Annotated in this window: 11 protein-coding genes and 2 pseudogenes; 10 read left to right on the top strand and 3 right to left on the bottom strand. The window is 44.6% G+C overall.

Going from position 1 to position 14,861, the window contains the following annotated elements; genetic code table 11:
• Positions 1-101: 101 nt before the first annotated feature.
• The gene (locus SHAL_RS12570) at positions 102-1,082 is read right to left on the bottom strand and encodes a transposase (protein WP_012277500.1); all 981 of its coding nucleotides are present in this window, start codon (positions 1,080-1,082) and stop codon (positions 102-104) included.
• Positions 1,083-1,154: 72 nt separating this feature from the next.
• Here SHAL_RS12570 and SHAL_RS12575 point away from each other — a divergent pair.
• The 7 genes and pseudogenes from SHAL_RS12575 to rihA form a co-directional block, all read left to right on the top strand.
• Positions 1,155-1,664, top strand: a pseudogene (locus SHAL_RS12575) (4-hydroxyphenylpyruvate dioxygenase family protein); the annotation flags it as partial.
• Positions 1,665-2,754: 1,090 nt separating this feature from the next.
• Complete coding sequence (locus tag SHAL_RS12580) at positions 2,755-3,288, top strand: protein tyrosine phosphatase family protein (RefSeq protein WP_012277502.1); 534 nt, start codon at positions 2,755-2,757, stop codon at positions 3,286-3,288.
• 1,383 nt (positions 3,289-4,671) lie between these two features.
• Complete coding sequence (locus SHAL_RS12585) at positions 4,672-5,292, top strand: LysE family translocator (RefSeq protein ID WP_012277503.1); 621 nt, start codon at positions 4,672-4,674, stop codon at positions 5,290-5,292.
• Positions 5,293-5,347: 55 nt separating this feature from the next.
• The gene (locus tag SHAL_RS12590; RefSeq protein ID WP_012277504.1) at positions 5,348-5,725 is read left to right on the top strand and encodes a hypothetical protein; all 378 of its coding nucleotides are present in this window, start codon (positions 5,348-5,350) and stop codon (positions 5,723-5,725) included.
• A gap of 237 nt (positions 5,726-5,962) precedes the next feature.
• Positions 5,963-6,292, top strand: a complete 330-nt coding sequence (locus SHAL_RS12595) for a hypothetical protein (RefSeq protein ID WP_012277505.1) — start codon at positions 5,963-5,965, stop codon at positions 6,290-6,292.
• A 331-nt stretch (positions 6,293-6,623) separates the two neighbouring features.
• Positions 6,624-8,411: a gamma-glutamyltransferase gene (ggt, locus tag SHAL_RS12600; protein WP_012277506.1), complete on the top strand. Its 1,788-nt coding sequence runs from the start codon at positions 6,624-6,626 to the stop codon at positions 8,409-8,411.
• A 362-nt stretch (positions 8,412-8,773) separates the two neighbouring features.
• Positions 8,774-9,742, top strand: coding sequence for a pyrimidine-specific ribonucleoside hydrolase RihA (gene rihA, locus SHAL_RS12605; RefSeq protein WP_012277507.1), 969 nt, complete (start codon positions 8,774-8,776; stop codon positions 9,740-9,742).
• Between the two features lie 321 nt (positions 9,743-10,063).
• Here the strand turns inward: rihA and SHAL_RS12610 are convergent, their stop codons facing one another.
• A complete protein-coding gene (locus SHAL_RS12610) occupies positions 10,064-11,245 on the bottom strand; it encodes an MFS transporter (RefSeq protein ID WP_012277508.1) in 1,182 nt (393 codons plus the stop codon).
• Positions 11,246-11,643: 398 nt separating this feature from the next.
• Positions 11,644-11,841: pseudogene (locus SHAL_RS23470) on the bottom strand (transposase); the annotation flags it as partial.
• 353 nt (positions 11,842-12,194) lie between these two features.
• On the opposite strand from SHAL_RS23470, the gene SHAL_RS12620 reads away from it, so the two are divergent.
• The 3 genes from SHAL_RS12620 to SHAL_RS12630 all read left to right on the top strand — a co-directional run bounded on the left by SHAL_RS12620 (position 12,195) and on the right by SHAL_RS12630 (position 14,852).
• Positions 12,195-12,476, top strand: a complete 282-nt coding sequence (locus tag SHAL_RS12620; protein ID WP_041415994.1) for a hypothetical protein — start codon at positions 12,195-12,197, stop codon at positions 12,474-12,476.
• Between the two features lie 583 nt (positions 12,477-13,059).
• Positions 13,060-14,085: a sugar ABC transporter substrate-binding protein gene (locus tag SHAL_RS12625; RefSeq protein ID WP_012277510.1), complete on the top strand. Its 1,026-nt coding sequence runs from the start codon at positions 13,060-13,062 to the stop codon at positions 14,083-14,085.
• Positions 14,085-14,852, top strand: a complete 768-nt coding sequence (locus tag SHAL_RS12630) for an ATP-binding cassette domain-containing protein (RefSeq protein ID WP_012277511.1) — start codon at positions 14,085-14,087, stop codon at positions 14,850-14,852. Before SHAL_RS12625 ends, SHAL_RS12630 begins: the two co-directional genes overlap by 1 nt.
• Positions 14,853-14,861: the final 9 nt, after the last annotated feature.

Raw genomic sequence — 14,861 nt, forward strand, 5'->3', positions numbered from 1 at the left:
CTTGCGAGCAAAATATCAGCAATTAAAATGAAAATCACGCAGCAAAAACGCCCAAACATCAGTCTGGTAGCGTAAAAAGGGGTGAGTAGGTTTAACGTAAACTAACTACAATCTAGCCATCGGTGACAATTGGCTGCACCTTGTCGTCGTTTACGCTCTAGGTGTTCACAATACGTCGATAATTCTTGAGTATTGCCCACTGCGCCTTTGAAGATTTTCGTGAACTCAGCGGTCATTTTAAGCCAGTTCTCAGCAGGAATGTTTAAGCGGTATAACAACTGCTGTGAGGATTGGCTGATAGCACCTCGTTTATCATTACGTTGGATTCGACCTGTATCATCAACTAGTTGTAGATATTCTTTTGCATTAAACATGAGACCTTTAGGCATATCTTTATGCTCATCGCCTACAAAAGGGAGTAGCGATTTAGGTTGTTCGCCTTTAACTGCCGCTTTGATGCGCATTTGGATACTGGTGAAGTCTGAGGTGTCTGGGGATGTAGCAATATTGGCCCGGATAGGGTTCAGGTCGATATAGGCCATACAAGCCAACACTGCCGCTTCATCAAGTAACGCTTGGGACTTAAAACGTCCCTCCCAAAACCGCCCCTTACACTTATCTTCAGCATTAGCCTTTCTGGCAATGGGTTCATTAAGTGCCCGCATAAACCAGGAGATATCCATTAATCGAAGTCGGTACTCTTTTATCCGCTTATTGATGATTGTTTGTTGATAAGATTCAAGAGGTTCAGCTTTAATAAAATCGTGATTCAGGCTATCGCCTTTGAACAGCTTTTGCCATTGAGAAACAACCTCGATATCTGACCAGCTCTTAGCCAACTCAGCATCAACCCGCAATACAAGGTGCAGATGATTACTCATCACCGCAAAAGCACAGATATCGATTGCGAACACTTCAGCTAGCTGCAACAGCCGACTTTCGACCCAGTCACGCCTATGCTCATAGGATTGTCCCGTGTGAACATCAACCCCACACAGGAATGCCTTTCTAACACAACGACTTATGCAATGATAATAAGGGGTATCTTCCAAGCTGACTAACGCCTTTCTTGGCGTAGGCATAACACACTCCTCTGTTCAACCTTAACTAAAGCCTAGTAGAGGAATCGCTATCCAACAATTTTGGGTGTCTTGGTTATTTCCATTACTGAGGTTCGCTACTTTGACATCAAAGGCTCACAGACGGCGCTGATCTCCTACGCCCTGCGTTCACCCGATGGCAGCTTCTGTATCCCGATTAATGAAGGAAAAGGCAGCGATAAGAACCAGATTGATGAGTATCTACGTGAATACGATGGTCCGGGCGTACAGCACCTCGCCTTTAGAAGCCGCGATATTGTGGCTTCACTCGATGCGATGGAAGGCACATCGATTCAGACCTTAGATATCATTCCAGAATATTACGATACCATCTTCGATAAGCTGCCACAGGTGACTGAAGATCGTGACCGTATTAAGCATCATCAGATCTTGGTGGACGGGGATGAAGATGGCTATCTATTGCAGATTTTTACTAAGAATCTATTTGGCCCCATCTTTATCGAGATCATTCAGCGTAAGAATAACCTAGGTTTTGGTGAGGGTAACTTTAAGGCACTGTTCGAGTCGATTGAGCGCGATCAACAGCGACGCGGCGTGCTGTAAATAGTGGATAAAGCAATTCACCACAGAGGACACGAAGATCACAGAGAAGAGCAACAGCCAAGGTCTGGTAAACTCTTCATCTTTACCTTCGTGTTCTTCGTGAAAGCGCAGCGCTTCGTGGTAGTAGCTTAGTAGTGAAATTCTAGGTTTGAGGTTTGAGGTTTGAGGTTTGAGGTTTGGGAGTTGGTATTAAGATTTAGTTTCAGAATGATATGGCATTCATTATATTTATAGCCTGTTGCTGAATGTGCGAACACTTCAGTGACACGGCGCGGCTTTTGATTTCGTAAGAAGTGTCCCTATAGCCTCTACGACAGCTTCCCTGCTGTCGAAGGTCACTGCCGTATTCACATCTCAGCATTCATCTCATCACATTGCTTCTCTAATCGCTTGGTTATCACACTGCATAACGGCTTCGTTCAACTCATTTTTGGACAAAAGCGACTCACCACGGCGAATATGGCAAAGGCATGTGCAAATAAGCGAGAGCTAGGGATAGCGAACTGGCCGTTAAACACGGATGTTATTGGGACACCGAGGACACGAAGAAAAGCTACAGTTAGCAGTAAGCTCAGATGTCGTTACTTCTGTGGAACGCTATAAGGCCATCCTTGGCCGCTCTGCGGTTTCATCCTTGAAACCGAAGCCCACAGCCGCACCGACATCTGACTATTCACCTCTCCGAATTAGCTCTTAGATGTTACAAACTCGTTTTTGGACAGAAATGAGTTAAAGTTAAGGCTCTAAAAGCCACTTCTGACATTAAAAAATGTATTACAACTGGATGCTCGATAACGTCTTATTCGGTTTATGGGTCAAAATTTCCTAACATCGTTTTTATACCGTTAGGCGTTTTGTAATACTCAATCTGCACTCCGCCCCTCTCTACTAAGTCTGATATCTTATCACTGTGGTGACTGACTAGCCTTTCGACTTTATACATGTAATACGAGTTTAACTGTACGGATTTAATGGTGATCTTGAATGCAAAGGTCTTTGTTTGGGTGTTATCTCAAACATTTTAAAATCCTAGTGAACTAATACTCTTGATTGAATGCCTTATTTAGCAAATTAATTCCTGGAATAAAAAATGAAAAAATCAACGCTACTCTCTTTATTACTATTTACTGGCTTTAGCCATGCTAACATCACCCCGTTGCCAGAGTTAAATGAGATTAAAGATTATCAGCAGCTCAACTCTAAGATTTTAACCGCAGGTTTACCGACAGAAACACAGTTTAACACTCTAAGTAAAGCAGGTGTACAGTTGGTGATTAACCTAATGCCTGATGAGCAAAAGGATTCTCACGCGGATGAAGCCAAACTGGTTACCGATGCAGGAATGGAATATGTCTACATTCCAGTCGATTGGATAAATCCAAAAGTTGAGCAGGTGGAAGCTTTCTTCGAGGTGATGGACAAGAACCGTGACAAAGACATAATTATCCACTGCATGGCTAATTATCGTGCCTCGGCTTTCGCCTATCTAGATCAGCTACGTATTGGTAATAAGGTGTCTATGGAAGACACGATGGTGGAATGGGGCGATCTACAGCAAAGTTTGCAAAAGCATTCTCAATGGGCTGAGCTAATCGAACAGGTTAAAGCTAAGTACAATCTCTAATTCCAGCGATTTATTATAACGGCTTATTCCAAGTAATAACCCTAAGAACTGTTACTAAGGACTATTGTTAGTTCTCAGGCTAACTAGAAATATCCATGCTCGATCACTCAGGTTATTGGGCATGCTTGTATCAGCGACTTCTAACCTTTAATTCACGTGACAATCAAGGAATTTATACAAAGCTAAAAATATGCCTTAATTTAAAAAGACGAGAAAGGCATATCTTCTAGATTGTGCACTTCACGATTGAACGTGACTATTTTGAGTAAGTGCCTTTCAGATTAGCTTTCCTATAGCCAAAGCTATACTCGCCCTATTTACCTTTTGAACTGCGAAACTCACTTTGGGGCATTTTCAATTTAGAAGTCGAATCATCATGGCTAAATGAAGGCACCAATTACCCCGTGTAGATACGGCTGAGGCCATCGAAAACAGGGACGTTTTCGTTGAGCTCACAAGGACGTGCTTGTAGCGTGCCTCAGCAGTATCTGCACATACCCCGCTGGAGGCGATTAGGTACACCTTTACTCGAAGGTAAATACACTTTGGGACATTTTCAATTTAGAAGTCGAATCACCATGGCTAAATGAAGGCACCAATTACCTAGTGTAGGTACGGCTGAAGCCGTCGGAAACAGGGATGTTTTCGTTGAGCCTACAAGGACGTACTAGCGGCGCGCTTCAGCAGTGTCTGCACATACGCCCGCTGCAGGCGATTGATAACCATGAAGCATCAAGGCAGGACACACTTCCCCATAGTCACAGCTCAGAGAAAATGTAATCAGCCTTCATTCGAAGGCTAACCACCTTTGGGGCAAAAGCTATTCACCACAGAGGACACGGAGAAGATCAACAGTGAAGCCAGTAAATCTCTTCATCTTTACCTCTGTGAACTTGGTGAAAGCGCAGCGCTCCGTGGTGAGATTAGTGCTTTGTAAAAAATGATGTTAACGCTAAATTTATGCGTTAGCTAAACACACTTTGGGGGATTTCCAATTAAGTTAAAGCTGTAACTACCGAGTTCAACGTGTCACGGCTGTATCTGCACATGAGGTCGTTCCTTCACATCTGACCCATAGGGATATGGGAAATGTCATTATGATGTAGGGAACATCATTGACCATGTGATCACGACATTCGGACATCCTGTCCCCCCCCCCCCCCCGCTGGAGGCGATTAATAACTCAAAATCAACAGTACAGAACTCTCTCCCCTGTAGCCACAGCACAGATAAAAATGTAATCAGCCTTCATTCGAAGGTCAACACCTTTAGGGCAAAGCCTGCCGTCAGGCTAGTTTTCTTTTCTTACCCCCTATCCTAGAGCCGCTTTCGTCTCTACAATGAGCGCCTTTTCATTTTCGTCTATTTAGCTCATATAACAAAATGCCAGATTTAACTTTATTAGCCGTATTCCTGCCCACATTCTTTTTTGTCTCTATCACGCCCGGTATGTGCATGACCCTCGCCATGACTCTGGGGATGAGTATTGGCTTTCGCCGCACCCTTTGGATGATGATTGGCGAACTAGTCGGTGTCGCCTTAGTTGCCATAGCAGCGGTAATGGGCGTTGCCAGCATCATGCTTAACTACCCAGAACTGTTTGCCGTGCTTAAATGGGTCGGCGGGATCTATCTATGCTATATCGGTGTCAATATGTGGCGCTCGAAAGGTAAGATGGCCATCATAGAAGGTCAGCAAACCCCAAGCGTAAGCAACGTCGCACTCATCTCCCAAGGATTTATTACAGCGATTGCCAACCCTAAAGGCTGGGCGTTTATGGTGTCTTTACTGCCGCCGTTTATTAGCGTCGAACGTGACGTGGCGCCGCAGCTTGTGGCGCTGTTAAGCATCATTCTATTCACAGAGCTCATTAGCATGATGGCTTATGCTGCTGGTGGCAAAAGCCTGAGAATATTCTTAAGTCGTGGTGACAATATCAAGTGGATGAACCGTATTGCTGGTAGCTTAATGGTAAGTGTAGGATTCTGGCTAGCCTTGGGCTAAAGTGACCGCTGCGTATATGCAAGCGTTTCAGAACTAAACTCAAAAAGGTAGTTTGATGAAGTCATTCAACATGGTTTTTTTACTATTAACCGCCCTGTTTGTTTCGGGTTGTACCTCTGTAAAGTTAGTCAATCTAGCCAACGAGCCAATCCCGATAAATAGTGCGCAATCCATTGAGCAAGCTATTTTAAAAGGATGCAAAGCAAAAGGCTGGACGCCAATAAAAGCCGACAGCAATACGATTGACGCCTATATCACGGTGAGATCCCATAAAGCTCATGTACGTATTAGTTATAATGAGCACTTTTATAATATCAACTATGTCGACAGCACTAACTTAGATTATAACTATGGTGAAATTCACCGAAACTATAATAAGTGGGTCTACAAGTTAGCAGCGTCAATACAGCAGCAGTTAAGCAGCAGCCGATAAATTATCTCTGCCAAAAATGCCAAGCTCAATGCTTGGCATTTTCTTATCCTTTCACCTACTCCCTATCTTTTCCAACTGTCATCGCTGAGATAAAAAGCCCCCCATCAAGTAAAAAGAGGAACATCCCCTGTCATATGACAGAGCTCGCGTAAAAAACAACAAGCTAGACACGTGTCTTGAAATTAAGCTGTAAACAACTGTATACTCACCTAGACAAAACTTACAGAGAACTACCACATGACCAGAAGATTTAGCCCACGTTTCGCTTACATAATCACAGCGTTAATCATGATTATGGGTTTACTTGCCTCTGCATCCACTCGTGCAATGACCATCGAAGGCAACAAAGTATCGGTCAGCGCCAATGACTCAACGCTCTACGTTTCAGCCTATATGGCGCCAGTTCTTTGTACTAATGGCGGAGTGAAATTTACCGCCGTTGGCGAGTATGCAGTCGATATTGTATCGTTGTACTGCCTAGATGAAGCTCAGGTGGATAAGCTAATCGAGGGGCTACAAGAGGCGAAAGCGGAGTCTGTAAAACTCAAGGCATTAGCTAAGCCTTAATGAAACCCAGTTATCACGACTGACGTACAGAATCGCTTACTTCGAACTAAAACAGGACAAGATGAAATTATCGTATTTCAAGGTGAAATCAACTCCAAGTAGTTGGTCTGCTATGTCATAGACTGTGATTGCGGCTCTATAAATTGTAAAACTAGATTTGTCAGCTCGACTTGCATTTAATACTAATAAACGTCACATTGCTGTCACGATATTTGAAACAGACAGGTTTCAATCAACAATATTTAATGCCTAATGACTCTAACTCGTTATCCTACAACCATAACAGTAAGTGTAATATTTGGACCATAACAATAAATACAAAGGATTGAAAATGCGCGCTTTTAAGACCCTCTTGCCTAAATCTCATCTGCTAAAGCCTTATTCGTTTAAAGCATTGGCCCTCGCCATTTCAATGGCAATCCCCCTAACGCTTACGGCCACGGCCCCCTTCCCCGCAACTGCCAAAGAAACCTCTATCTATAGCCATATCGCCACTGCCCAACCTATCTGGGCTAAGCATGGCATGGTATCGAGCCAGGAGGCCCTTGCGACTCAGGCTGGAGTTGAGATCTTAAAACAGGGCGGTAATGCGGTCGATGCTGCGGTCGCTGTGGGTTTTAGTTTAGCGGTGACCCTACCTAGAGCGGGCAATATTGGTGGCGGCGGCTTTATGTTGGTTCACTTAAGTCAGCCAAACAAAACCATCGCCATCGATTACCGTGAAATGGCACCAAGTAGCGCACATCGCGATATTTTCCTCGATGAGGGTGGCAACCCTGTCGATAAGCTCAGCCGTGAACATGGCTTAGCAGTAGGCGTCCCCGGCACGGTGATGGGCATGGAGTTGGCGCTAGAGAAATATGGCACCATGACCATGAAACAGGTGACCGACGCTGCGATAAAGATGGCTAAAGATGGCATTGTCGTCACCCCCGATCTACAAGCATCGTTATCAGGCCTTAAGAGACGTATCGCCCAATGGCCTAGTTCTGCCGAAATCTTTTATAAAGCCGACGGCAGCGATTATCAAAGCGGAGAGTTATTACAACAGCCAGAGTTAGCGCACTCATTATCCTTAATCGCCAAGCACGGTAGTGAAGGCTTCTATGAAGGCGAGACCGCAGAAAAGCTCATTAACACCATTCAAGAGGCTGGCGGGATCATGACGCTAGCCGATCTTAAAAACTATAAAGTGATCGAACGTGAGCCTGTTGTGGGTGAATATCGCGGTTATCAGGTGGTGTCTATGCCGCCCCCCTCTTCAGGCGGTATACACATTATCGAGATGCTCAACATGCTTGAAGGCTACCCCATTAAAGAGCTTGGCCTCAACACCGCTGCGACCTTGCATTTAATGACAGAAGCGATGAAGCGCGCCTATGCCGATCGCAGCGAGTACCTAGGCGACCCTGACTTTTATGATGTTCCGGTTAACGCGCTGTTAAGTAAGGATTATGCCAAGCAGCTAGCCAAACAGATCTCCCCAGATAAGGCGACACCTAGCAGCGAAATCAAACCCGGTAAACTTGCCCCTTATGAGAGCAATCAGACAACCCACTACTCTGTGGTTGATAAGTGGGGCAACGCTGTATCTAACACTTACACGCTTAACTTCAGTTATGGTTCGGGTCTTGTCGCCAAAGGCACTGGGATTTTACTCAATAACGAAATGGATGACTTTTCGGCTAAGCCCGGCACACCTAACGGCTATGGGTTAGTCGGCGGCGAAGCGAACGCCGTAGAGGGGCATAAACGCCCACTGAGTTCGATGAGCCCAACCATCGTGATGAAAGACAATAAACCCTTTATTGTGACAGGTAGCCCTGGTGGCTCACGTATCATCACCACCACGATGCAGATCATCATGAATGTGATTGACCATGACTTAAATATCGCCGAGGCCACTTATGCACCTCGCGTCCATCATCAGTGGCTACCCGATATCCTGAGAGTTGAGCATACCCTTAACCAAGATACCCAGAGCCTGCTAAGGGTCAAAGGTCATGAGGTTAAGGTCAATAATGCCATGGGGTCAACCCAGTCGATTATGGTGACGGAGCAAGGAATATTTGGCTCCAGTGATCCTCGCCGTGCAGGCAGCGAAACGGCAGGCTACTAACCGCAGCGGCCGAATTAAATCAACAAGCAATAGCGTATAAGCAATTGCTCTTTTATAAGCCCTCGCCCTTAGGAGTTTCCCCCTAAGGGCGATTTTGTTTTCAGCCCTAAGCCACCTACTTCAGAAGGTGGATTCTTTACTTATCAAAGTAATTACCAAAGCATTTACCAAAGTAATAAGCTAAAAGGCAGCCTTTTACGATAAAACGCCACTTCGACTGCAGCCAAGAAACAATAGCTAAGCAATGGCATCAGCAGCCCAAAGCGATTACTCAGTCACAGTTTTTACCTCTATAACTCACTAGGATGCTAAACAAAATCGATAAAGCATTTTACACGACACTCATTTTGCGGAGCTAAACAATGAGCCCTACTCAAGCAAACCAACTATCCCAAAAAGTTACCCCTATTATCCTCGACTGCGATCCAGGCCATGACGATGCCATTTCTCTGATCCTAGCCATGAGCAGCAGCGCACTCAAGCCGCTAGCGGTAACGACCAGTGCTGGTAACCAAACCCCAGACAAAACCTTAAACAATGCACTGCGCATCTTAACGCTACTTGAGCGTCACGATATTCCTGTTGCAGCAGGTGCGCCTAAGCCTTTGGCACGAGAGCTGATCATTGCCGACAATGTTCACGGTGAGAGTGGCCTAGATGGCCCTAAACTGCCTGACCCCGCTTTTGCACCGCTAACGATTTCTGCCATTGAGTTAATGGCGCAAAAAGTGCGCGAAAGTGATGAAGCCGTAACCCTGGTGCCCTCCGGCCCGCTAACTAATATCGCGCTGTTTTTAGCAACTTACCCTGAACTTCACAGCAAGATTGAGCGCATTGTACTGATGGGCGGCGCAGCTGAAGCTGGCAACTGGACCCCAGCGGCTGAATTTAACATCTTCGTCGATCCAGAAGCGGCTGATATGGTGTTTAAATCGGGCATTCCTATCACCATGTGCGGCCTAGATATTACTCACCAAGCGCAGATCATGGATGAAGATATTGAGCGTATTCGAGCGATTCACAACCCTGTAGCCAAGTGCGTCGCCGAGCTACTGGATTTCTTTATGATCTACCACAGAGATCCAAAATGGGGCTTTGAGGGGGCACCACTACACGACCCTTGCACCATCGCCTGGTTACTCAAACCTGAACTATTTACCTCGTACGATTGCTGGGTTGGCGTTGAAACCAAAGGTGAATATACGCAGGGCATGACGGTGGTCGACCGTTATCAGTTAACCAATAATCCGCATAATACCCAAGTATTGTGCAAGCTCGATAGACAAGGCTTTGTCGATTTAATCGTTGAGTGCCTAAATGCTTATAACTAGTTGATTATAATGGCAGATTATAACTAGCAGCGGTTACCTAGCGACTCATAGCTAACCGCTTCAACACTGGGCTAACAGTTTCACCTCAGGGCTAACTATTTTAGCTCAGGGCTAACTATTTCAGCTCAGGGCTAAGCCGCTCAACTGTTTAGCCCTGCTTCATTCCAGCATTAATTTGCAAGCGTGTCCTCTCCTGCCCGCACAGGCTAAATAAGTATTTTGTTGTTCGATATAAGCTGTGGCTTTTCTTCGTGGCCCCAGTGTCTTTCATTGCCTCAATATTCTTCGTGGTAAACCGCTTTACTGCATAACAGAAAATAATTATGGCTGTATTAGCTTTTCCTTACATTCTTCTCGCGTGATTTCCTGACAGCGTGTGGAGTAGAGTGCGCATAGCAGAGATAGCACCACCACGAACACGCCTATTGCTGGAGTCCAATTAACAGAACTGTACTTTATGACTACGCCACCGAGTAGTGAACCAAGCGCTACACCAAGGTGCATTGAGGTGTTGTTGACAGCGATACTAACACCAGCATTGGCGTGGTCAGATTGGATCAGGTAGTTCTGCACAATAGGAGATATCGTCCAGCTTAAGCCACCCCAGAGCATCATGCAGGGGATAAACAGTACTAATGAATTAAGCGTGAAGGGGATCGCACCGAGAAATAGGATAAATATCGACGGTATGAGTATGATAGCGGTGATATGGCCTAGCTTGTCTGACAGCCAGCCACCCATATAGCCGCCAGTGATCGCTGCGGCTCCGAATAGAAAATAGTAGAAGGTCAGCTCTGATTTACTGGCACCGATAGTGGCCTGTAGGTAGGGGGCCAGATAGGCAAAAAGAACAAAGTGGCCGCCGATCATCAAGATCGATACTAGCTGGGCAGTAAGAAGTTTCGGGTTTTTAAGGTGTTCTGCATATTTTGAGAGCGGAATGCGTTGCCCATTGCTAGAAACATTGGGTAACATCAATGGCACAATAATGCAGAGTAATAGCGCCATAAGGGCGATAAAAGCAAAGGGAGCGCGCCAGCCTAACCAGTTACAAAAAAGTAAGCCTACCGGAACCCCCAATACTAACGAGCCGCTAATGCCCATAAAGATGATGCCGATCGCTCGGCCTTTAAACTCAGCTTCAACCATTTCGGTGGCTATGGTGGTCACCAGTACAACGATAAGTGCGCAGCTTGCCGCTGAGATAATACGCATACCAAAAAGAAAGGCGTAGCTTGGGCTGAGCGCTGAGAATAGGTTACCTAAACAGAAGGTGAACAGCGCGACCTGTAAAAGGCGAAGGCGATTAAACTTTGCGGTCGCAAACAGTAAAACGGGGGCGGCCAAGGCGAAAGTAAGTGAAAATACGGTAGTGAGCTGGCCTGCAGCACTGATCGAAACACCAAGATCTTCAGCAATAAAGGGGACGATACCACCAGCGATATTTTCATCCATTCCCGTAGCAAAAGTGATCAGCGCTAAGAGGTATACTTTGGGGTTCATGTCATACTCGTGGTCATATTAATAAAATAGCTTAATGGCTTACTTCGTTATTGGTATAACTCAGTTTCGGCTAAACTTTTGTTTTATAGAATGATTTAACACCGCAACATTTATCACCAATACCTTTAAAAAGCAACTTAAATGTTGCAACTAAAAATCAACTAGAAAACATAGCAACAAAAACAAAGTCATCTATGATAAACCAATAACATACTTGTCTATTTTTATTATTAGCAATCCAGTAGTGCTCATTTGTCAGCTTGCTGCGTACTAAGTGCAATTAAGAGTTGTAACAGGCTACATTGAATGGATCTAAGAACAGAGTGGGCTAATTATTTAAATTGACTAACTGACTTACTGACTAAGAGATACTGACAACTGTTAGCAAAGTGCTGCCGTCATTTTTCTAAATGCTCACAATAATAAGTTAATTCCTGCCGTGCCCTTACAGGTCCATGAAGTAACTTACCGAATTCAGTAGTAAGCTTTAGCCAATTATCACTTGGAATATTGAGTCTATTCGGGATGTTCTCTGCATTAGCTGAAATAGTACCCCGTTTATCATCTTGAATGATCTGACCTGTTTCATCGATAAGTATTATTTCTAAGTTGCAATCCATTTTTAGAAAATGTGATCAAAGTTAGCTAAAGCGAATTCTTTATGCTCGATATACTCCCGAGATTTTGATAAGTTATTGAAATGTAGATATTTAGCAATGTGGAATTTAGCAATATTGATTAGCAAAAAATGATAGAAACCTCTACATCAAGACACTCAGTTTTTCGGGCTTGAGATTGAGAAAGTAAATCTTGAATTATATTTTTTTTTATCAACCGTCGGCTAAATTTGAGGGACTACGACTAAGTTATAACTTTAACCGGAACGTTATTGAGTATCTATTCAATAAGACGTTATGTTTGACCACACTAAAATCATATGGAGATAATAATGGAAGTAATGCAACTGCCCAAGTTTTATGGATTAATTAAAGTAGCCTCAATAATAGGAGCTGTTTTGGGTTGTTTATCAGGAAGCACTTTAATCCTAACGAGCATGAGAGCGTTTAACTGGGGTTTTGTTCAAGGTCTTATAGCAATATCGAGTGGTGTAATTGTTGTCGTGTCAACCCTTCTTGGGTTAGGGTTAATACTGTGTTTCTTAAGCATGGTTCAAGCTCAAATAGATACACGTAATATGACTCTTAAAATGTTAAACAATAAAAACACTTAAATGCAACAAGCCGTTAGGTAATGACTTTTTACAGTTGGCTAGGTTCCGCTTCGCTTCACATTTTAGCCAACTGAAAAACTATTAATAGGACTTTAACTGTATATAGAGGAAGCCGTAGAGTGTCTCGATTTATTCGTTTTTCACTTAGACAAAATGGGATGGTTTATTCCCCTAACATTAATATGGGACAACTAGAATAACCAAAACACCAAAATACTTAGGAAATAATTCTGGCTGTCAATTCTGGCTGTCTTAGTTTTATTAGTTTTATCTTTCTGATTAGCCTCTATGCTTCAAGAGTGAAAGGCAATCCTCTCTCAGTAAATACAATCCTGCTTTTTAAGCAAGCGGCGAGCTTTGCATTACTCAATACGTGCAGTATCTATGGCCATCGCTTTTAACCTCAGCCGCACTGCGTATGGGGGACCGAATTGATTACATACCTATTGCAGTGAGCTATTGCACAATACAGCTATGATTTTCTGCACTATATTGCTATTCAGGATAGAGTCATTAAACTCAACCTCTCTGAATTTATTGCATCTACCCGCAATGGGCTAGACGCTCTCCTGATGGTGTATATATGCTTGCTACTCTCTCTTCGGTTGTCAGACGTTCTAGCTTATTGACGGCCCCACGAAATCTAGTCGCTGTACTTTTACTCTCTCTTACCTGTGCCGCTCCTGTTGTCGCAGAGCCCTCTGGCAAGGGGTTATCTATTTGGTTTGATGTGGGTGGCCCGGTGGGTGGTCCATATGCCACTGTCGTTCAAAATGGCGCCCAGCAGGCGGCTGAAGATCTCAATGTCGATCTTCGCATTGTCTACTCAGACTGGCAGCCGCAGAAGATGGTTGAAAACTTTAAACATGCTCTTGCGGCAAAGCCTTCTGGAATTGTGGTGATGGGCCATCCTAGTGATAGTGCTTTTCAGGTATTAATTGATGAGGCCTATAGCAACAACATCTTAGTCACCTCGGTTGATACGCCATTACCACAAATTATGGCGGCTAAGCGGAGCCAAGGGTTTGGTTATGTGGGCGTAAATAACCGTGAGCGAGGCATTTTACTTGCCAATGAGGCACTTGCTAAAGGGTCGTTTAAAGCAGGCGATCGCGCCCTAGTGTGGGGAATGAAAGATATTGCTGAACGTAGTCACTCGACTCGGGGAATGATCAGCACCTTAGAGGCCGCTGGATTAAAAGTTGATTTTATTCAGATCTCGCCAGAAACAGATAAAGACCCCTCAATTGGCACAACGGCTATCACGGCCTACCTAGCAAGTCACTACGATACCAAGCTTATCTTGGTTGACCATGGTGCACTAACGGCCCAAATGGGCAACTTCTTACGCAATGCAGGCGTACGTCCAGGTGAGCTGTTTGTCGGCGGTTTTAGCTTATCTCCTGCCACTGCCGATGCTATCCGTACTGGCTATGTACAGTTAGTGGGTGATGGTCAACCTTACCTGATTGGCTATCTCTCAGTAGTACAGCTGGTACTATCAAAACTGTACGGTTTCTCAGGTCTAGATATCAATACTGGGGCGGGCTTTATCAGTAAAGATAATATTGAGTTAATTGCACCATTGGCCGCTAAAGGGATCCGTTAATGGCTGGCAGTGCCTTAGAGATGGTCCTTGAGTTAAAAGGTCTGAATAAACAGTATGGTCCAGTGGATGCGTTAAAAAATATTAGCTTAGCAATTCAACCCGGCGAAGTCGTTGCGTTGTTGGGTGATAACGGTGCAGGTAAATCGACCCTGATTAAGGTGATCTCTGGCGCTGAAGCTTTCTGCTCTGGCTCACTGAGCATCATGGGTAAAACCGTTTCGGCAAAAGGCTACTGTGTACAAAAGGCGCGACAACTGGGTATAGAAACGGTCTATCAGTCGGGCTCTCTCGGTGAGCAGCAGAGCGTATGGCGTAATCTTTTTTTAGGTCGTCACTTACACAACCGATTTGGCTTTATCGATCACAAAGAGGAGCGAAAACAGGCCAAGGCACTACTGGAGAGGCTTGAATTTAATGGCATTGGCGCCAATGTCGATACTCCGGCACAGCTACTCTCAGGTGGAGAGCGACAAGGGCTAGCAATTGGTCGAGCCATGCTTTTTGGCGCCAAACTAGTGATACTCGATGAACCAACGACGGCACTGTCACTAGGTGAAGTGGATAAAGTGCTTAAGTTTATCGAGAAGCTCAAGTCTCAAGATTCTGCCTGCCTACTGATCACCCATAATATGAACGATGCCTATAGAGTTGCCGACCGATTTGTCGTAATGGATAGAGGCTCTATTATTGCTCAATACCATAAAAGTGATATCTCGCAAGCAGGATTACAACAGGCACTACTCGATGCAGTGGGAGGTGGCCAATGAGGAACTTCT

It is taken from the genome of Shewanella halifaxensis HAW-EB4 (assembly GCF_000019185.1).
In the GTDB taxonomy this organism is placed as follows: Bacteria; Pseudomonadota; Gammaproteobacteria; order Enterobacterales; family Shewanellaceae; genus Shewanella; species Shewanella halifaxensis.

What these genes read in the sequence shown, in the direction of transcription:
- SHAL_RS12580 (WP_012277502.1), top strand. Translation starts at nt 2,755, where the DNA reads ATGAAAAAATCAACGCTACTCTCTTTATTACTATTTACTGGCTTTAGC.
- SHAL_RS12625 (WP_012277510.1), top strand. Translation starts at nt 13,060, where the DNA reads ATGCTTGCTACTCTCTCTTCGGTTGTCAGACGTTCTAGCTTATTGACG.
- SHAL_RS12620 (WP_041415994.1), top strand. Translation starts at nt 12,195, where the DNA reads ATGGAAGTAATGCAACTGCCCAAGTTTTATGGATTAATTAAAGTAGCC.
- SHAL_RS12590 (WP_012277504.1), top strand. Translation starts at nt 5,348, where the DNA reads ATGAAGTCATTCAACATGGTTTTTTTACTATTAACCGCCCTGTTTGTT.
- ggt (WP_012277506.1), top strand. Translation starts at nt 6,624, where the DNA reads ATGCGCGCTTTTAAGACCCTCTTGCCTAAATCTCATCTGCTAAAGCCT.
- SHAL_RS12595 (WP_012277505.1), top strand. Translation starts at nt 5,963, where the DNA reads ATGACCAGAAGATTTAGCCCACGTTTCGCTTACATAATCACAGCGTTA.
- rihA (WP_012277507.1), top strand. Translation starts at nt 8,774, where the DNA reads ATGAGCCCTACTCAAGCAAACCAACTATCCCAAAAAGTTACCCCTATT.
- SHAL_RS12570 (WP_012277500.1), bottom strand. Translation starts at nt 1,082, where the DNA reads ATGCCTACGCCAAGAAAGGCGTTAGTCAGCTTGGAAGATACCCCTTAT.
- SHAL_RS12630 (WP_012277511.1), top strand. Translation starts at nt 14,085, where the DNA reads ATGGCTGGCAGTGCCTTAGAGATGGTCCTTGAGTTAAAAGGTCTGAAT.
- SHAL_RS12610 (WP_012277508.1), bottom strand. Translation starts at nt 11,245, where the DNA reads ATGAACCCCAAAGTATACCTCTTAGCGCTGATCACTTTTGCTACGGGA.
- SHAL_RS12585 (WP_012277503.1), top strand. Translation starts at nt 4,672, where the DNA reads ATGCCAGATTTAACTTTATTAGCCGTATTCCTGCCCACATTCTTTTTT.